At 43.2% G+C, this 19,560-nt stretch carries 10 protein-coding genes; 5 read left to right on the plus strand and 5 right to left on the minus strand.

What is annotated here, in order from left to right; translation table 11 throughout:
* Positions 1-208: 208 nt before the first annotated feature.
* Complete coding sequence (locus tag OSCI_RS03730; protein ID WP_007353523.1) at positions 209-6,046, minus strand: HAMP domain-containing protein; 5,838 nt, start codon at positions 6,044-6,046, stop codon at positions 209-211.
* A gap of 613 nt (positions 6,047-6,659) precedes the next feature.
* The gene (locus OSCI_RS28190; protein ID WP_407635881.1) at positions 6,660-6,896 is read right to left on the minus strand and encodes a transposase; all 237 of its coding nucleotides are present in this window, start codon (positions 6,894-6,896) and stop codon (positions 6,660-6,662) included.
* A 362-nt stretch (positions 6,897-7,258) separates the two neighbouring features.
* Here OSCI_RS28190 and OSCI_RS03735 point away from each other — a divergent pair, with 362 nt between their 5' ends.
* From OSCI_RS03735 to OSCI_RS03745, 3 genes are all read left to right on the plus strand, one after another.
* Positions 7,259-8,698, plus strand: coding sequence for an NB-ARC domain-containing protein (locus OSCI_RS03735; protein WP_019487059.1), 1,440 nt, complete (start codon positions 7,259-7,261; stop codon positions 8,696-8,698).
* A 95-nt stretch (positions 8,699-8,793) separates the two neighbouring features.
* Positions 8,794-10,491, plus strand: a complete 1,698-nt coding sequence (locus tag OSCI_RS03740) for a protein kinase domain-containing protein (protein WP_007353527.1) — start codon at positions 8,794-8,796, stop codon at positions 10,489-10,491.
* Positions 10,492-10,605: 114 nt separating this feature from the next.
* Positions 10,606-11,499 carry a hypothetical protein gene (locus tag OSCI_RS03745; RefSeq protein ID WP_007353528.1) on the plus strand — a complete coding sequence of 298 codons (894 nt, stop codon included), beginning with the start codon at positions 10,606-10,608 and terminating at the stop codon, positions 11,497-11,499.
* 7 nt (positions 11,500-11,506) lie between these two features.
* Here OSCI_RS03745 and OSCI_RS03750 read toward each other — a convergent pair whose 3' ends face one another.
* Both OSCI_RS03750 and OSCI_RS03755 read right to left on the minus strand, forming a co-directional pair.
* Positions 11,507-13,978 carry a CHAT domain-containing protein gene (locus tag OSCI_RS03750; protein ID WP_007353529.1) on the minus strand — a complete coding sequence of 824 codons (2,472 nt, stop codon included), beginning with the start codon at positions 13,976-13,978 and terminating at the stop codon, positions 11,507-11,509.
* A gap of 167 nt (positions 13,979-14,145) precedes the next feature.
* Positions 14,146-16,965, minus strand: a complete 2,820-nt coding sequence (locus tag OSCI_RS03755) for a filamentous hemagglutinin N-terminal domain-containing protein (protein WP_007353530.1) — start codon at positions 16,963-16,965, stop codon at positions 14,146-14,148.
* 207 nt (positions 16,966-17,172) lie between these two features.
* Here OSCI_RS03755 and OSCI_RS03760 point away from each other — a divergent pair, with 207 nt between their 5' ends.
* The gene (locus OSCI_RS03760; RefSeq protein WP_019487062.1) at positions 17,173-17,364 is read left to right on the plus strand and encodes a hypothetical protein; all 192 of its coding nucleotides are present in this window, start codon (positions 17,173-17,175) and stop codon (positions 17,362-17,364) included.
* Positions 17,365-17,434: 70 nt separating this feature from the next.
* On the opposite strand, the gene OSCI_RS29555 is transcribed toward OSCI_RS03760, so the two are convergent.
* A complete protein-coding gene (locus OSCI_RS29555; protein WP_155523384.1) occupies positions 17,435-17,602 on the minus strand; it encodes a hypothetical protein in 168 nt (55 codons plus the stop codon).
* Between the two features lie 348 nt (positions 17,603-17,950).
* Between OSCI_RS29555 and OSCI_RS03765 the strand changes: the two genes are divergently transcribed.
* Positions 17,951-19,336: a cation:proton antiporter gene (locus OSCI_RS03765; protein ID WP_019487063.1), complete on the plus strand. Its 1,386-nt coding sequence runs from the start codon at positions 17,951-17,953 to the stop codon at positions 19,334-19,336.
* The last annotated feature ends 224 nt before the right edge of the window (positions 19,337-19,560 follow it).

Genomic DNA, 19,560 nt, shown 5'->3' on the forward strand with positions numbered 1-19,560 from the left:
GTTGGTTGTTAGTTGTTGGTTGTTGGTTATTGTTTATCCTTGGCACGTTGTTTTTTTGCAGCACCTTCTAAGTAATTCAGGGAGAAATTTAGTTTGTCTGCTGATTTTTAATTTTTTAGCGAGTCGATCGCTTGCGATTATTCAACTTTGTTTCTTTCCACCGCTACCTCATAACAACAATTCACAACTAACCACTAACAACTAACCATTATCGATAAAGCCAAACGCGCAACAGTGATATTAACTGTTCGGTATCGACAGGTTTAGTAATGTAGTCAGACGCACCAGCGTCGATACACTTTTCGCGATCGCCTTTCATAGCTTTAGCCGTCAAAGCAATCATTGGTAGCGAACTAAATTGAGGTATATTGCGAATTGCTTGCATGGTCTCGTAACCATCCATCTCTGGCATCATCACATCCATCAGCACAATATCGATCTCAGGTGAGTTTTGCAAGACAGTAATCCCATCTCTACCATTTTCTGCATACATAACTTGCATTTGATGGCGTTCTAGCATACTCGTGAGAGCAAAAATATTTCGCACGTCATCATCTACAATCAAGACTTTTTTGCCAATGAGAGTAGAATCAGTTTGATAGAGTTGCTCTAGCATTTGACGCTTTGGTTCCGGCAAATTTGCCTGGACTCGGTGCAGGAAGAGAGCCGTTTCATCTAACAGGCGCTCTGGCGATCGCACATCTTTAATAATGATAGTTTCCGCCATCCGCTTGAGTTGAATTTCTTCTGCTCTGCTCAACTCTTTTCCGGTGTAAATAATAATCGGCAAACTTTTCAAATTTGCATCTTGCTTAATCAGCTCAATGAGCTCAAACCCACTCATATCTGGTAGTCCTAGATCCATAACGATACAGTCAAAATGTCCAGAATTCAAAATTGTTAGCGCCTCTGCACCAGTCCCCACTGCCGTTGTATAAACGTCGTGATTCCCGATTAAATCGATGATGCTGAAACGCTGCGTTTCGTCGTCTTCGACAACTAGCAAACTTTTCACTTGCCGCTCTACAAAACCCTTAATATCAGTCAAAGCTTTACTCAGCGCTTCGCTGCTGACAGGTTTTTGGAGGTACGCGATCGCACCTAACTGTAAACCGCGTTGTCGCCCTTCCTCAACGGATACAATGTGAACGGGAATATGGCGCGTATTCGGATCGTGCTTCAAACGATCGAGCACCGTCCAACCATCCATCACAGGTAAATTTAGATCCAGCATAATCGCCGTGGGCTTGAACTCTCGCGCCATCACCAAACCGATATCGCTCCGCAAAGCCACTAAACCTTTAAAACCATGTTCCCGCGCCATATCCAAAAGAATGCGGGCAAAATTTACATCATCTTCGATAATCAAAAGCACGCGATCGCCATCCTCAATATTTTCGCGATCGTCTGAGATGGAAGGCGACGGGTAAGGTGCCGGTAATTGGAAATTGGGGGAAGTAGCTGCGGAAGAAATAACAGGCAATACTGAATAATTAGCAGAGGGCAATTGGGCGGTTTGCCTGTCATTTGTTCCCAATGTCCTGTTATTCATCATCCGCGATTCTTGGTAAGTTTGGGGCATATAAAGCGTGAACGTACTTCCTTCACCAGGGCGACTCGTCAATTGAATTTCTCCACCTAATAGATTAGCGATCTCTCTGCTAATGGACAAACCCAAACCCGTGCCGCCATATTTACGGCTAGTGCTGCCATCAGCTTGCTGGAAAGCCTCAAAAATAACTCTGTGTTTTTCAGGAGAAATACCAATGCCGGTATCGCTAACTGAGAAAGCCAAAACAGTAGCCGAATTAGTTAAAGTTTCTATCTCTAAACTCCAGCCTTCCCGCGCCACTTCCACGCTCAATTTTACTTCACCCCGCTCTGTAAACTTAAACGCATTTGAGAGCAGATTCTTCAAAACTTGTTGCAGGCGTTTTGCATCAGTATAAAGACCTTTTGGCACTGCCCCGCTCAACTCTATTAGAAAACTCAACTTCTTATCCTGTGCAACTTGGCGGAACGTGCGATCTAAATGATCTCGCAAGTCAGTAAATAGCACTTGCTCGATTTCCACTGACATCGTGCCCGATTCAATCTTAGCAAGATCCAAAATGTCATTAATCAGCCCTAGCAAATCGGTTCCTGCGGAGTAAATTGTGCGCGTGTAATCAACTTGCTTGAGAGTCAAATTGCCATCAGTATTTTCAGAAAGTAATCTGGCGAGAATCAGCAGCGAATTTAGCGGAGTACGCAACTCATGAGACATATTTGCCAGAAATTCTGACTTGTATTTGGAAGTCAGAGCCAACTGTTCGGCTTTTTCTTCTAGCGACCTCCTCGCCTGTTCAATTTCTCGGTTTTTCCGCTCAACTTCCTGATTTTGCAGCGCTAGCAATTCTGCTTTTTCTTCTAGTTCCTCATTCGTCTGCTGCAACTCTTCCTGCTGGCTCTTCAACAGTTCTTCAGATGCTCTTAGCGACTGCGCTTGCTGTTCTAGCCGCTTGTTAGTTTCTGTGAGTTCCTTTTGCTGAGCTTGTAACTCTTCTGCTAAAGATTGCGACTGTTTCAGCAACTCTTCTGTCCGCATACTTGCCGCAATTGTATTTAAAACAATGGCGATACTTTCTGTGAGTTGATCGAGGAATGTTAAGTGAATTTCGCTGAAGCGGCGGAACGAAGCTAGCTCAATTACTGCTGTCACCTGTCCTTCAAATAGTACGGGTAAAACCACGACATTCAGCGGCGTAGATTCTCCCAATCCCGAACTAATTTTAACGTAATTATCCGGGACTTCTGTTAACAGTATTCGCTCTTTTTCCAGGGCGCATTGCCCTACCAAACCTTCGCCTAAATTGAATTTATTTCCTAAGTTTTTACGTTCGCGGTAGGCGTAGGTACTTAACAGTTTCAGAAAGGGATCGTGCTCCACAGAGTCCATCATAAAGAAAACGCCATGCTGAGCAGAAACCAGAGGTGTTAATTCCGAGAGAATTAGTTTAGAAACAGTTTCTAAATCCCGCTGACCTTGTAGCATTCGAGTGAATTTAGCGAGATTTGTTTTCAGCCAATCTTGCTCAGTATTTTTCTGCGTTGTCTCCCGCAGATTCGCAATCATTTGGTTAATGTTGTCTTTAACAATGGCAACTTCTCCTTCAGCGGCGACGGAAATTGACCTGGTTAAATCGCCTTTTGTTACCGCAATTGCCACTTCTGCGATCGCGCGCACCTGAGTAGTCAAATTCGCCGCCAATTCATTCACGTTATCCGTCAAATCTCGCCACGTCCCCGCCGCACCCGGAACCTTCGCCTGGCCGCCTAATTTCCCTTCAATTCCCACTTCCCGCGCCACTGTCGTAACTTGATCGGCAAATGTCGCCAGCGTATCGATCATCTCGTTAATCGTATCTGCCAGAGTCGCAATTTCTCCCTTCGCTTCCAGCATTAATTTGCGCTTCAAATCGCCATTTGCTACCGCTGTCACGACTTTAGCAATTCCCCGTACTTGTGCTGTCAAATTGCCCGCCATCGAGTTAACATTATCCGTTAAATCTTTCCAAGTTCCCGCAACTCCTTTCACCTCAGCTTGACCGCCCAATTTACCCTCAGTTCCTACCTCCCGCGCCACCCGCGTTACCTCAGAAGCGAAGGAATTAAGCTGATCCACCATCACGTTAATAGTATCTTTCAACTCCAGAATTTCGCCTTTGACATCGACGGTAATTTTCTTAGATAAATCCCCATTTGCCACCGCTTTTGTCACTTCCGCAATATTCCGCACCTGCGCCGTCAAATTCCCCGCCATCAAGTTAACATTATCGGTTAAATCTTTCCAAGTTCCCCCTACACCCCGCACGTAAGCTTGCACGCCTAATTTACCTTCCGTTCCCACTTCTCTTGCAACTCTAGTTACTTCTGATGCGAAGGAACTTAACTGATCCACCATGATGTTAATAGTGTTTTTCAGTTCCAGAATTTCGCCTTTAACATCTACAGTGATTTTCTTAGATAAGTCACCATTTGCCACCGCAGTTGTCACTTCCGCAATGTTCCGCACCTGCGCTGTTAAATTCCCCGCCATCGAGTTAACTGAATCCGTTAAATCTTTCCAGGTTCCAGCAACTCCTCGCACTTCAGCTTGTACCCCTAATTTCCCTTCAGTTCCTACCTCCCTCGCCACCCGCGTTACCTCAGAAGCGAAGGAATTTAACTGGTCAACCATCGTGTTAACGGTGTTCTTTAGTTCCAGAATTTCACCTTTAACATCTACAGTAATTTTCTTAGATAAATCGCCATTTGCTACCGCCGTCGTCACAGCCGCAATATTTCGCACTTGCGCCGTCAAACTGCCTGCCATAAAGTTAACGCTATCCGTTAAATCCTTCCAGGTTCCTGCTACGCCTCGGACATCCGCTTGCCCGCCCAGCTTACCTTCGGAACCTACTTCTCTCGCCACCCGCGTTACCTCAGATGCGAAGGAATTAAGTTGATCCACCATCACGTTAATGGTGTTTTTCAGTTCTAAGATTTCGCCTTTAACCTGTACTGTAATCTTCTTAGATAAGTCACCATTTGCCACAGCGGTTGTCACATCAGCAATGTTACGAACTTGTGCTGTTAAATTCCCCGCCATTGAGTTAACTGAATCCGTTAAATCTTTCCAAGTTCCCGCGACTCCCTGCACTTCAGCTTGTACGCCTAATTTCCCTTCCGTTCCCACTTCCCGCGCCACCCGTGTTACCTCAGATGCGAAGGAATTTAACTGGTCAACCATCGTGTTAACGGTGTTTTTTAGTTCCAGAATTTCCCCTTTAACATCTACGGTAATTTTCTTAGATAAATCGCCTTTTGCCACCGCCGTTGTCACTTCCGCAATGTTCCGCACTTGCGCTGTTAAACTACCTGCCATAAAGTTAACGCTATCCGTTAAATCCTTCCACGTTCCTGCTACTCCCTTAACTTCTGCTTGACCGCCAAGTTTACCTTCAGAACCCACTTCTCTCGCCACCCGCGTTACTTCCGAAGCGAAGGAATTTAACTGATCCACCATGATGTTAATAGTGTTTTTCAGTTCCAAAATTTCACCTTTAACATCTACAGTAATTTTCTTAGATAAATCGCCATTTGCTACCGCAGTTGTCACATCAGCAATGTTCCGCACTTGTGCTGTTAAATTCCCTGCCATTGAGTTAACTGAATCTGTTAAATCCTTCCAAGTTCCTGCCACTCCTCTAACTTCAGCTTGTACTCCTAATTTCCCTTCAGTTCCTACTTCCCTCGCCACCCGCGTTACCTCCGATGCAAAGGAACTCAACTGATCCACCATGATGTTAATAGTGTTTTTCAGTTCCAGAATTTCCCCTTTAACATCTACAGTAATTTTCTTAGATAAATCGCCATTGGCCACTGCGGTTGTCACTTCCGCAATGTTCCGCACTTGTGCTGTTAAATTCCCCGCCATTGAGTTAACTGAATCTGTTAAATCTTTCCAAGTTCCTGCCACTCCTCGCACTTCAGCTTGTACCCCTAATTTCCCTTCAGTTCCTACTTCCCTCGCCACCCGCGTTACTTCCGATGCAAAGGAACTCAACTGATCCACCATTGTGTTAACAATTTGGGCAGTTTGAAGAAATTCTCCTTTTAGGGGTCTATCTTCTATTTCTAAAGCTATAGTTTGCGATAAATCTCCTTTAGCTACCGCCCGAATTACTCTAGCAGTTTCCGAGGTCGGCTGGACTAAATCTGTAATTAGGGTATTGACAGAATTGACACTAGCTGACCATGAACCTTCAGCATTGCCGATGGTTGCCCGCTGTGCGATTTTGCCTTCTTTACCAACAACCGTGCCAATCCGGTCGAGTTCGGCTGCCATTCTTTCATTAAGCTCGATAACATCATTAAGTGTGTCAGCAATTTTCCCTGCAAGACCGGTCTGGTCTATAGGCATCCGAACTGAAAAGTCCCCTTTTTTGACAGCGACTAAGGTTCTAAGTAGCTGTTTTGCATAAAGATTATCGGAATTGACCTTGGTTATCTGTGCAGTTGACATAAATGTTACCTTTTGCGAGTTGGAAGGGGTTTCCTGATGTTGAAAGTTGATAGTTTGCAGTAGGGGCGAGGGTAGGTCTTCCCCTAGCTCTAATGAGTTTTTGGGAATGATATTATTGCTATTATCTGACTAAGGTACTAGCTGGTTGCTTCTGTCAAAAGGTGGATGACAATTCCGATCCCTGGTATTATCAAATTCAGTTTGTTCTGCCCTTCCCCGATTCTCCCTATCCTGCGATCGCCCCTACCTCTCCCCTCGCCTTCCAGTTTATAAAAAGTGGACTATTGCAATTACCCTCTTGAGCATTGAAGTTTGGGTCTGTAATAATCAGAGACACAACAGGCAAGTCAACAAACCTTGTTAAACCATATTGGACTGTCGGAAGCGCGGAGTGCGCCTGTCGCTTCCGATCTCCTTTCCTAGCTGCTAGGAGAGGTTTTTTTGTAAGAAGGGGCTACGATGCTCAGGGCTAGGGGCTAGGGGCTAGGATGCTCAGAGCTAGGGGAAGAAGGGGCTAGGGCGTGTTTTCTTGCCTCGTTGTATCCTAGAAAATAGGTAAAAATACGCGATTGCCTACGGCAGTGCGCTCCGCGCGATCGCAAGCAGTTAACGCTCATGAAGCGAGGAGACTTAAGTAACCCCTGCGTTTTAGCAGCTTTAATTTATTATTAATTCCCTCAACTATTCCATTGTTTGTTCTTTGTTCAAAATATCCTACTATCTCTGAAAACCACCTTTTAATAGTGTTTGCACTCTTTTTATAGTAAGGTTCTGCTTTTTTTAACCAATCAATAAGCGCAACAAAGCATGGTCTCGTTTGCCAGACAAAGAAGTGCGATCGCCAGCTAATTTAAAATAGAAGAGGATTTATGGACAATTTATTGATTTAAGCGTTGGAGAGTTAAAAATAATTTTGTCGCAGCAGCAAACCATCCTGGTAAGTTGACAAATCGCTACTTGCTGTCCAGATGTCAAAAGCCTACCATCTTGTCCTGAGAATGACAATAGCGGCGCGAAAATTGTAACTTTTAGCAACTTTACATTAACTTTATATTAAACCTATTTACTTTCAGACATTTTCCTTAGAGGCTCTTAATTAGCAATCTTTAAACTCTTTAATATATTAGTACAAATAGATTAAGTGCCAGTATTTTCACTCAAAAGGGTGAAGCTTAACCGCCACGCCATCATCGAATATAATAGTAGGCTCTATTGAATGACAACGAGGCACAAGCTTTGATTTCCCAAGAGTTCCTACAAAGCATCGCCGCCTCGCGCGGCATCAGACCAGCAGAATTAGAAGTGCTGTCCCTCTCACTATCAGGCATCTCCACCACTGAGATCGCCTCCCAGTTGGACATCAGCGAGGACTTAGTTCGCAAAAGACTCAGCAGAATTTACATTAAATTTGAAATCGAAGGACGAGGCCCAGTCAAATTCGCCAAACTGCAACAGCTACTCCACAACCTCTATCAAACTCATCTCGCCTCCGAAAGAGAACCCAAAATTGGGGTAATTGAGACGGGCTTGACAGATAACAACTCAGATTTACAAATAACAACTCATCCCTTAAATCCGTTACATAATCCGTTGCCAACTTCCTCCACAACTCACAATTCCCAGATTTTAAATCGAATAGATTGGAGTGAAGTCATAGATGTGTCAATTTTCTACGGCCGAGCAGAAGAATTAGCACAATTAGAACAGTGGATTGTCCGAGATAGCAGCCGCTTAATAGCAGTCGTCGGATTAGGAGGAATTGGCAAAACAGCACTTCTAACCAAACTAACACAACAAATTCAATCCTACTTTGATTGTGTCATTGGGCGAAGTCTCCACAACGCCCCGCCCCTAGAAAGTATACTAGCAGATTTGCTTAAATCCCTATCTCATCCTCACGAACCCGAACTGTCAGAAAAAGTAGATGAAAGAATCGTACAGCTAATTTCTTATTTGCGCGATCGCCGCTGCTTACTGGTACTCGACGACGTGCAAGCTCTCCTCCGCAGCAATGACGTTTACGGTCGCTACCTTCAGGGATATGAAGGGTATGGCGCACTTTTTAGGCGAATTGCAGAAGAACAGCATCAAAGCTGCTTAGTTCTCATTAGTCAAGAAAAACTGAGAGAAATTTCCCTGTTAGAAAATCCATCGCGCTCCATCCATTCCTTAAAATTAGAAGGATTGAAACCCGAAGATGCTCAGCAAATATTACTAGGGAAAAATTTAACAGGAAAACAATCTTGGCAAGAGCTAATTCAGCATTACCGAGGCAATCCTTTACACTTAAACCTGATTGCAGCAACGATTGAAAATATCTTTAACAGAGACGTTGGTGAATTTGTAAAATTGAAAACTACCGTCAGCAATACCGGAATCCTAGACGAGCCATTCCAGCGACTATCAGCTTTAGAAAAACAAGTCATGCAATGGCTGGCTAAGGAAGACAAAGCCCTGTCATTTCAACAATTGCGAGCTAAAATAGAAGAAATAGCAACTTCAGACTTAATTGAAGTCTTGGACTCGTTAGGAGGAAGGTATCTGATCGAAAAAGTCAAAAGCAAAGATACAAACGAATTCCTCTTTACCTTACAACCAGTTATTAAGAAATATGTCACAAAATATCATTTCTCATCCGCGCCGAAATTGTAGGGGCGGTGTCCCCGTACCCGCCCTAACACTAACATAGCAATCACGGGGGATTGCCCCTACAAAAATTACACACACAACTTAACCTACTTTTTTATGTGAGCTACTGCATAAACCCTGACTGCAAACATCGCCAAAATCCTGACAACTTAGAGTGCTGTCAAGATTGTGGTACTCCCTTGCTTATTAATCAGTGTTATCAACTCATTAAACCTCTACGTCCCCTAGACTCCCGAAATTCCACCGATATTTTTGAAGTCTACGATCGGGGAACTAAGAGAGTAATGAAAATTTTAAACTATGGCAATTCCCAATTAGTCGAGATGTTTGAACGGGAAGCCTTAACTTTGCAGCAACTAAATCATCCCGGAATTCCCAAAGTAGAAATAGACGGCTATTTCACTTTTACACCCCGCCATAGTTCCCAGACACTTCACTGCTTAGTCATGGAAAAAATTGAAGGTCAAAATTTAGAGCAGTGGCTAACTCAAAACAAACCTATTTCTCAATCTCTCGCCCTCAAATGGCTGAGGCAATTAATAGAAATTCTCGACGCAGTACATCAAAACCATTTCTTCCACCGCGATATTAAACCCTCTAATATTATGCTAACTTCCCAAGGTCAATTAGTTTTAATTGATTTTGGAACAGCTAGGGGAATTACAGACACTTACCTCTCAATTTTGAGAGGAGGATTAAATGCTACTACAGTTATTTCAGGAGGTTACACCCCTCCCGAACAAATTAATGGCAAAGCCACACCGCAATCAGACTTCTACGCTTTAGGGCGAACCTTCGTTCATTTACTAACAGGTAAAGCTCCTACTGACCTACCCATTAATCCTACAACAGGTCAGTTAGTTTGGCGAGATCGAGCCTTGCAAGTTTCACCCCCATTTGCGGATTTTATTGATGAATTGATGGCTGCCATACCAGCCGACCGCCCCAGAGATATAACTGCTATTTTGCGATACTTAACGGCAAAAAATCTCTTTGTGCGAAGCCTGTGGTGGCTGGTGAATTCTCGCAGATTTCAACATCGAGTTGGTCTGTCAATTACTCTAGCAGTTCTTGGTCTAGGAATTTATCGACTGTCATTTCCCTGGATTGCTCAACACTACTACGAACAGGGATTAATTGCTCAACAATCTCAAGAATTAGACCAAGCTAAAAACTACTATGAAACAGCTTTAAAATTCAATTCCAAAGATTCTAAAATTCATAATAATATCGGATTGATTTGCAAAGCTCAAAAGGATTTTATTTGTGCGGAAAATCAGTATAGAAAAGCTCTGGAGATTAACCCTTTTAATCCTGTTGCTGTCTACAATTTGGGAGGGTATTATGATGATTTAGGAGATTTTGAAAAAGCTGAAATTCAATACCGACTTGTCATGCAGTCAGACAGAGATGTAGCAGCGAATGCCGCTAGTAACTTAGCCCGCCTCAAAATTTTGCAGGGAGATAGTGAAACTGCTATTAAATTTAGTTTGCAAGGATTACAAAAAACTAACCAGCTTCAAGTGCAATCTGCTTTATACAAAAACCTTGGCTGGGCACGTTTTATGCAAACTGACTACGCCCAAGCGGAGACTGACTTGCGACGGGCAATTCAGTTAGATTCAAAGCGAACAGATGCTTACTGCTTGTTAGCACAGGTATTAGAAGTTCGGGGTGACAAAAAAAGTGCCTTAGCAGCCTGGAAAAATTGCTTGGATGACAGCAACTCCCCAAATCGGCTGGAGGTCAAGATTTGGCAAACTATGGCAATTCAGCGCATCAATGAGGCTCGCTAGTGCTATTTTAGATGAGAACGTATCACAGCTATTATGTTAAGAAATATTACAACAAGTAAATTTTGGCGTAAAAATAACGGTTAATTCCTGAGAGCTAAGTTGAAGGATTCAAACATGGCAGTTATGAAACGTCAAATATCTACTTCATTAGCTCTAGGATTACGGTTATTAGTTCTAAGTCTCACCTTAGCCAGTATAAATTGGAATCAGACTACAACACTGCTATTAGCAGAAACAATTCCTAACACTTCCGAAGTTAATGTATTAATTTCACAAACAAAGACAAATTGCGATCCCGAAAATGGCTGTCCTGAAGATCCTCGCGGCTCTATTGCAAACCCTAATACTCCCTATATTATCAGCCCGTTTGATGAGACAAATTTGCTTAATGACAAACCTTCAATATCGTGGCACGCCGTCCCCGGTGCAATTAATTACACTGTGCGTTTGAGAGATATAAAAGGTTCAGGCTTAGACTGGGAAAGAACTGTTGATAACTTCTCTACATTGGATTTAGGTGAAATTAAAATGCCTTATCCAGATGATGCAGCCGCTTTACAACCAGGAAGCAAATATAAACTAATTGTTGAAGCTAGGAGTCAAGCCACCCAGAAGCGTATAGAAGCTGGAACGGCACAATTTAGAATGTTGAGCAAAGAGGATATCGAACAGTTAAGAGAGGCTATTGAAAAAATAGATAAATCTAATTTTTCTAAAGAGGAGAAGGCATTTCTGTTGTCTGATATTTACAAAGATAAAGAATTAAATGCTGAGATGCGAGAAATGCTGGAAGGATTGGTAATAGCAGGCAGTAAAAAAGCTAAAATTTATCGTCTTTTAGGTGATCTCTATCGGCGGCAAGGATTAATTGATTTTGCCAAATCTCGATATGAAATAGCAGTCAGGTTGGCAACAACTGCACAAGATTCTAAAGAATTAGCAGCAGCACAAGCCGGGCTGAATAAAACTAATGAATTACTCAAAAAACGTAATGGTATAACTCCTTAATGACGAATCAAAGCCAGCTTCCCACTAAAATGAATGGAGCCCAGTAATAAGGATGAGCATACTTCTTGTAACCTTCTTTATTCTCAGGGTTTTTCAAGAAAGAAATTTGCGCTTTTCGCAGCGCTTCAGCTTTAGTTAAACCAGCCTTTAAACCCCGATAAAACTCACCCATCAACAAAGAAGTAGATTTGTCACTCACATTCCACAAACTTGCCAGCGTACTCCGAGCACCTGCTTGTACTGCGACCCCTGCAATACCCAAACCGGCTCGTTTATCTCCTGTTGCTGTTTGGCAAGCGCTGAGGACAAGTAACTCAATAATATCGCGGCTGCTTTCGGTTCTACCCCTCAATAAACGGTCTAATTGCCTAATATTAATCCGAGTATCATGGGCTAGAATTACTGTTTGTTCGGGGTTAGAACTGAAGATGCCATGAGTCGCAATATGAAGCACTGGAAATGTAGAAGTAGTAACTTTATTTTGAAAACGCGCTTTAGTAAAATCTTCATTGTAAAGTATTTCACTTTTTACTGTATTTTTTCTAATTTCATCTAATTCAGGTTTGATATTAATAAGTTCCTCAAAATAGGGTTCTTCTTGTTTAAAACTCGGCCCTTTACTAACGCCAGCAATTAAAACTCTTGATTGTTGCCAAGGTAAAAATTTAGGTTCCAGACTGCGAGCGCCTAAACTCACGGTAATGCTATACTTTTCTACCAAGTACTGATTGTCTTCATCTTGTAATAAAGCCATAGGAATACTTTGCAGTTCGCTGTCCAGTACAAATACCAATGTGCCTGTTTTTGGCAAATAACTTTTAGCAGGAGCAATTAACAGTTGATAAAGTTTTTGAGAACTAGATAAAATATCTGTAGAGGCGTTGTTATTAGGTATAAAATTTTTGTTTTGTAGGGTACTTCGCAAAGTTTTGACTGTACTTTGAAATTCCTGCCAATCAACACTGTAATAGTGGTATTGAGGCAAGTTATTTGGTTGGCCAAGGCTGACAATAACTTCAACTTTTTTCTGATCTTCTAAGGCAATTATATAGAAGACTGCATCGGGCAGAGTATTAACTTTACTTAACGAGATTAAGCCCAGAGAGCTACATTGTAGAAAATTTTGTAATTCTGCAAATTGAAGCTGTCCAATTACTTCCGTTACTCGCTTAAGTCTGTCTTGATTGAGTTCCGATTGCAAGAGCAAACGAATTAAATCATCATAGACTGGTTTGACGTTCTCCCGAAAGGAAAATTGCACGTCGGGATTGATGGATAGTAAATCTTGACGTACTGGTTCAAGAGTATTCACAGCAATATTATAGGCTGCGATCGCATCTGGCATCCTTCCAGTTTTTTCGTAAATATTTCCTAACTGATATTGCCACTTATACGCAATATCGTTAGCTTGAATTGATTGGGATAAATATACTGCTTTTTCCGTCGAACTTTCAGCTAAAGAGAGTTGATTTATTTGTTCATCTTTATACAGCTTGCCAAGGACACCATAAGCATAAGCTTCTGCTCGTTGATTTTTTAAATCTTTAGCCTGCTGGAGGGCATCTTTGGCGTATTGGATAGCCACAACTAATTGCTCGTTGGGCTTGAGATTGAGCTTTCCCAAACTAATCGCTAAGTTAAGTTTGGCATAAATTGACTGAATTGGTGGCAAGTTTGAAAATAAAGTTGAACTGTTAAAAATTTCATTAACTTGAGGTTGAATTTGAGACTGAAATTGAGCTAGTTTACGTTTAATTTCTGGGATATCTCTGCTCTTCAGTTCTGCTTCTAACCAATCTGCGATTTCTATTAACAAACTCAAGCGATTTAGTTTTGATTGCAGTTGGTTTGCAGTCGCACCATCGCTTGCTTCTTGATATAATCTTAAAGATTGCTCGGCTTTTTCAATCGCATCTATTCTATCGCTTGACAATTCTGTTCTTTCGTATGAATTTCGCATTCGGTTGTAAAAACCTCGTTTGGTATTTCCATAGCTAAGTAAACCGACACTAACTTCTGGAAACAAATTCAATGTTCTAGCCATTTCTAAACTCTTTTTCAAAACCTCTTCAGAGTTATCTATGTTGCCAATTATCCGTAAAACATCACCGAGATTTTGCAATCCAATTGTTACTACTTTAGAAGTATCTAATTTTCCCAGAGCCTGTTGCAGAAATTCCCTTTGTTGTTGACTCTTAATGTCTGTTTCATTGGGCTGTTTACAGGCAAGATTATCTTGATAGTCAAGCTTTACGGCTGTCAGTAAAATATGACAAGCACGGCGATATTGTCCTAATGCTTGTAAAGCAATACTTTGATTAATTTGACTGCCAGCTATTCCCTCTTTGTCGCCTAATTGCGTGTAAGCTTCTGTAGCTTGTTCCCAAATTTGTAGCGCTAACTCGGCTTTCCCTAATGCTAATTGTTCATGTCCCGTGACTATGAGATTCTGAGCTTTACTACGTAGTTGTTCAGACACATTTGAGGCAGAAACAGGTGATAAACCTACATTGTTAAATTGACCTATTAGAACACAAATAAAAGCTATGAATGCTCCTAAAAATAGATGGTTTAGAAGGGATTGCACGCTGCGTGAAAATAGAGTTTTTTTTCTTGCCATGTTTTTTATAAAAAAGTTTTTGGTTACTAATTAAGTGGTTCTTTTCGTCCATTACAAGTGGGTGTGAGTGACCAAAAACTATAGGGTGTAACGACAGGTGCATCGGCGACAAGTTCCACTTGACCGCTAGCATTAATTACCCATCCTTGAGCTTCCACAAGGCGATCGCTACTGTTTTCAGAATTGCCATTGACGACTGAAGAATTTTCTGTACTTCTAGTAATTTGACGCTCATCTACCCAACCTGCACTACTGTTAAGTGGTTCGCTGGGACTCGGTGGTTGGCCGCCGCGCCCAACATTAATAAATCTGCTGATTTGCGGGTTTCCTGTCGAACAGCGGCGATCGATTAAACTGGCAACATCTACAGGAGTTTGTGGCAAAACGAGTAAGGTAGAAGTGGGGTTAATATCAGGCGTTTGGATATCTATTGTACCGCTCAACTCAGGGGTTCCCCCAGTGGCGGTAATGTCGCTGTTTAGGGTTTGTTGCGATCGCCCCTCCGTACCAAAAATACCTTGTGCGTTAATAAATACTTGTCCCCCTCTAGCTTCTTCGGAATTCGCGCTGATGTCGCTATTTTCTAATGCTGCTAAGACTCCTGTATCAATGGTGATATTACCACCTGTAGCTGAACCTCTAGCGTTAGTAGTAATGTTACTGCCTCGGCGTAGTTGCAAGTCCTGAGCTTGTAAGCGAATATTACCAAAATTACCAGCAGAAGTTGTCGCTTTCAGCGCTCCATTATCCAAGCGAATAGAGTCCGCATTTACTATCAAATTACCTGCCGATCCTGAACCGTCAGCGCTGACAGTAACTTGGGCTTCATCCTGAACAATCAACTGCCCTGCTTGAACATTCAAGTTTCCCCCCGCACCTGTAGCATCTTTCCCCGTACTAGCAAATAAACCGCTAGGAGAACCTTCATTATTGCCAATGATGTTTGTACCAAACAAGGAAACTCGCTGGTCAAAATTGGGATCTATACCGGAGATAAGAATTTTGTCAGCGGCATTAATTGTTAAATTTCCCGCTCGTCCGCTACTGCCGGTGGTCGCAATTATCTGTCCGCCACCAGTAGCATCAAACCTATTAGCATTGATAGTAATATTGCCCCCATCGCTATTATTTAGGGTTTGGGCATTAACGACTGCTCCATTTGAGACTCGAAAATTATTTGTATTTACTGTAATATCTCCGCCTTGACCCGTTCCTTTTGATTCTGTTGGAGTGAACAATCCACTTGATGATAAGTCGGAGCCTACGCCATCAATATTAACGAAATCAGCAGCGTTCACCACAATATTGCCAGATCGTCCTTGCCCTTCAGTTCTGACGATCGCTACAGCACCATTCGTGACTGAAAGGGAACCAGTAGAAATGCTAATATTTCCTCCATCGCCAACCCCTGTCAGCTTGACGCTGCTATACACGCCAGAGGACTGTTGAAATTGAAGTAGTTCCCCATCTGGCAAAGTAATCTCTTGCAAGGGCCCTAACCCATCTAAGATTGTCCGATCGCGGACAAAAAGATTGATATTACCTGCATTACCCTGTCCTTGAGTGCTGGCTGTAACTAAACCACCATTTGTCATCGCCACAGAACCACTGGAAATATTAATATTCCCTCCATTGCCGATCGCATCATTCGCTTCCGCTCTGCTGTAAATGCCGCTGGAGATGTTGTTGCTACCTGCGCCATCAAAAGAGGTGGCATTGCGAATGTGGAGATTCACATCACCAGCGTTTCCCTGTCCTAAAGTGCTGGCTTTAATGAGCGCTCCATTTGTTAAAGAAAGGCTATCGGTTGTAATGTTAATACTACCGCCTTCACCAATCGCCTCGGATTCAACGAGGTTATACGCGCCTGTGGATTCGTCGTCGTTGCCCACTCCGTCAAACGAAATAGCTCCTGTAGCGTTAATTTCAATATTTCCTGCTTGATTGCCAGCCGCGCTTACCCCTGACTTAATGCCTGCTAAAAGCCTGCTCCCTCCTGCCAAGTTCAAATTCTGAACACTAATCGCAATGCTACCGCCGCCGCCAGCACGCACGTCTACTGTGGCACCGTTTGTCAGAAATACGTCGCCTCTCGCTACCTCATCTGGAAAGCTTAAACTTAGATTATTACTATCCCAATTGATCCCAACTGTTCCCCTTCCCCTTAAGCTGCCCAACTCAACTCTACCTCCCGGAGCCTGCAAATTTCCGCCATCTAATCTCACATCGCCACCTACGATCGCGATGGTTTTGCTAGGTAAAACTTGGAGTCCGACAATTTGACCGTTGCTATCGATCGCCCTAGATTGATTGACGATGCTGCCGGGATTTGAACCGTATTGCAAGCCAATGGGTACGTTTACTCTGAGCAAAGAGGAAGTTTGATTGGGAGCGATCGCGCTAAATTCTGTCCCGTCGGCCAGCTTGATAGCCCTCGCTGTACTCGCCAAAAAGGAGCCACCAATATTTAAGCTAGCGTTGGGGCCAAAAATAATGCCGTTTGGGTTGAGGAGAAATAGGTTAGCAGTGCCGTTGGCTTTGAGGATGCCGTCAATATTAGAAATCGAGCCTCCTGTCACTCGCGTGATGATATTCTGAACATCTAGGGGGTTATTGAAGTAGGCTGTGCTGCCTGTGCGGACGGAAAACTCTTTGAAGCTGTGGAAAAGGTTGTCACCGCCTCTAGTTCCTCCTGCGATCGAGAGGGTGTTGCCAGCAGGGGTGACAGTGGAATTGACTGGTAGAGTTGCGTCTGGGACAATTTGCGCTCTTGTCGGATTAGCTTGGCCCAAGTAGCACAAGGTTATGCTGCTAAAACTCCAGAATAGAATGCCACCCTGTTTCATCAACTTACTGCAAATAATTTATTGTCAAATTATCATATTACTGGTCTTCTACAAGCCGTTACCCTCGCACGCAATTCATAAAGGCGACTGTTTCGACTTCTGTTGGCAGTGCCGCACCATCCACTTCATCCATTCGGCTGTTAATTTCTAGGCAGTATAAATGTATCTCTGAAGATTGCTATTTACCGGACTTTACAAAAAAGCGAAGTGGAAGAGTATTTTTTTCGGGCTGCCAGAATGCTCATGCAGAGCGATCGCTTACCTTTAAAATCGACTAAATGCCACAAAAACACTATGCGCCCCCTGAAATGGCGCATCCAACCCATGCGATCGCAAACCAGAAACCGTTTGGAGGTGCAGCCCGAACAGCTTGTTAAGGCGATCGGCTTTTTGAAGTGAGGCGATCGCCTTGACAACTTTTGGATTAAACAGACTTTCTGGGAAAGTTATAACTTCAGTTCCTTCTCTCCTAGTTAGGGTGATAAGTAATGCTTATTTGAATAAGTGAAGCTTCGCGGAACTTATATTGCCCAGTTGAGAGTTGCGATCGCACAAATAAATGGATAAATTCACCCGTCAATGTGCCAGTAGCGATCGCGCCTGATTGGTTATGCCATTTAGTCGTGAAATTAGCCAATCCAGAGCCAACAGTAGAACCACCGAAACAGCAACAACAATTTACCCCATACAAGAACATCACCCTACGTAGGTGCTAGGGGAAGAAGAGGTTAGGGGTAAGAAGGGGTTAGGGTTGGGGGCTAGGGATTACAAAGCGTGATGCGATCGCCAAATCCAGAAACTAAGGGACAGCAGCAGCGACAGAGAACCCAAAAGGCGGAACATCTGGCCCAAAGATGAGCAGAAAAGGTGCGATCGCCAGGTATTGACCCCAGCCGGTTGTCCTTGAAACCACTGACTGTTAACCAGTAACTCTTAATAGGCAATATTCCTGATAAATTAAACAGGTTGCATTTCTGCGGAACTAATGGCAATTTCCATTACCTGGCTAACCTCGTTAACCCCAAAATTTTTGTTGTCGCCTCTGCTGGCCACAGCAACAGAGGCAGAACCCTCAATGGTACTTGCAGGAGTGCTCTTGAGTTTAGTTGTGATTTACCTTGCCAGCAAAGTTGGCGGCGAGTTATCTAATGCGCTAGGTTTCCCCCCTGTATTAGGCGAATTAGTTGGCGGCGTACTTGTAGGAATTTCCGCCTTACACCTGCTGGTATTTCCCGAAGGAGGGGTAAATAGTTCTGATTCTATAATCATGGACTTTCTTCAGCTAACTGCTGGTTTGAGCCCCGATGCAGCAGGGGCGACTTTTCAACTCCAGAGTGAAGTCATCTCCGTCTTATCAGAATTGGGCGTGATTATCCTGCTGTTTGAAGTAGGTTTGGAGTCAAATTTAAAGGAATTACTAGCAGCGGGAGCCCAAGCAACCATTGTCGCTTTTGTAGGAGTAGCAGTACCTTTTGCTGCGGGTACTGTGGGTTTGATGACGCTGTTTGGAGTACCTGCTATCCCCGCAATTTTCGCAGGTGCAGCCTTAACGGCCACAAGTATTGGCATTACTTCCAAGGTTTTATCTGAATTAGGTAAACTCACTTCTAAGGAAGGTCAAATTATTGTTGGCGCGGCTGTAATTGATGACGTTTTAGGTATCATCGTGCTGGCTGTGGTGGCTAGTTTGGCTAAAACTGGTGAAGTAGATGTGACGAATGTCATTTATCTGATTATCAGTTCCACTGTGTTTCTAGTGGGGGCAATTCTGCTAGGAAATGTTTTCAATAAATCCTTTGTGGCGATCTCAGATCGAATTAAAACTCGCGGCGGATTGGTAATTCCTGCCCTAATTTTCGCCTTTATGCTCTCCTACATTGGTGCTGCTATTCACTTAGAAGCAATTTTAGGAGCTTTTGCTGCTGGTTTAGTCTTTGACGAAACAGATAAACGCAAAGAACTACAAAGGCAAATAGAACCGATCGCAGATGTCATGGTGCCTGTTTTCTTTGTCTGCGTTGGTGCTAAAACTAATTTGGGTGTACTTAACCCAGCAGTTCCAGCTAATCGAGAAGGTCTGATCGTCGCAATTTTCCTAATTGTAGTTGCGATTTTGGGCAAAGTTGTTACTGGTGCAGCAGTTTGGGGTCAAGGGAATATTAATCGTTTAGCGATCGGCGTTGGTATGATTCCGCGAGGCGAAGTTGGTTTAGTATTTGCAGGAGTCGGTTCTGCCAGTGGAGTAATCTCACCACCTTTGGAAGCTGCGATTATTATGATGGTCATCCTCACAACGTTTTTAGCGCCTCCGCTGTTGCGAATCGTGTTTAAGGAGGGGGCAGGTGAGGTGAAGTCGGAAACACCTGTTTAAAGCTGCATTTTGTAGGTGGGCGCTGCAAATTCCCTCCTGGTACGAATAGCAGTCTGTAGTCTGTAGGGTGGGCGCTGCTAGGACTAGACCCTGGCGTGAGAAATATTATATTAGCAGCGCCCATCTTACCCAGCACCCACCTTACTTAGATTACAGCGTGAGAAATATTGTATTAGCAGCGCTCACCTGACTATTGACAGAATTTAACCGCACCGCAACCATCA

The sequence above is a fragment of the Kamptonema sp. PCC 6506 genome, from assembly GCF_000180455.1.
Classification (GTDB): domain Bacteria; phylum Cyanobacteriota; class Cyanobacteriia; order Cyanobacteriales; family Microcoleaceae; genus Kamptonema; species Kamptonema formosum.

What these genes read in the sequence shown, in the direction of transcription:
- OSCI_RS03730 (WP_007353523.1), bottom strand. Translation starts at nt 6,046, where the DNA reads ATGTCAACTGCACAGATAACCAAGGTCAATTCCGATAATCTTTATGCA.
- OSCI_RS03745 (WP_007353528.1), top strand. Translation starts at nt 10,606, where the DNA reads ATGGCAGTTATGAAACGTCAAATATCTACTTCATTAGCTCTAGGATTA.
- OSCI_RS03755 (WP_007353530.1), bottom strand. Translation starts at nt 16,965, where the DNA reads ATGAAACAGGGTGGCATTCTATTCTGGAGTTTTAGCAGCATAACCTTG.
- OSCI_RS03765 (WP_019487063.1), top strand. Translation starts at nt 17,951, where the DNA reads ATGGCAATTTCCATTACCTGGCTAACCTCGTTAACCCCAAAATTTTTG.